At 50.9% G+C, this 432-nt stretch carries 1 protein-coding gene; it reads left to right on the top strand.

Going from position 1 to position 432, the window contains the following annotated elements; genetic code table 11:
* The coding region (locus HC723_RS17075) for a hypothetical protein (RefSeq protein WP_190339961.1) at positions 1-432 on the top strand (432 nt) is incomplete at both ends.

The following is a 432-nucleotide window of genomic DNA, read 5'->3' as shown; positions in this document are numbered from 1 at the left end:
TTACTATTCACATTACCGACGGTGACAATGCGGCCGATGTAACCGATACGGTCACTGTTGACGAAGGCGATGTGCAAAACCCAGCCGAAGGCAACGAATACCCAGTGCATGGTTCAAGCTCGGTTACGATTGAGTCGCCAAGTGATAATTTGGATCCAAGCACGCTGCGCATGACCGATGCGGGCAAAACCGCATTAACCGCCGAAATGGGTGAAATGACCACCAATGGTGGTGACCCAATTAACTTCAGCATGACCACCGATGCCAATGGCGTGACCACCATCTCTGGTGTGGATGGGGACGGCAATCCGGTCCTAGACATCACCATGACCCCAACATTTGATCCAGCGACTGGTAATGTAACGGTCGATACTGTTGTTAATCAATATCAACCATTGGATGACAACAACGGCACGGGTGAGAATACCGGTC

The organism is Vibrio sp. S11_S32 (genome assembly GCF_014694465.1).
GTDB lineage: Bacteria > Pseudomonadota > Gammaproteobacteria > Enterobacterales > Vibrionaceae > Vibrio > Vibrio algicola.
The sequence above is the reverse complement of the archived record's forward strand: the minus strand, read 5'-3'. Positions and strand labels throughout refer to the sequence as shown.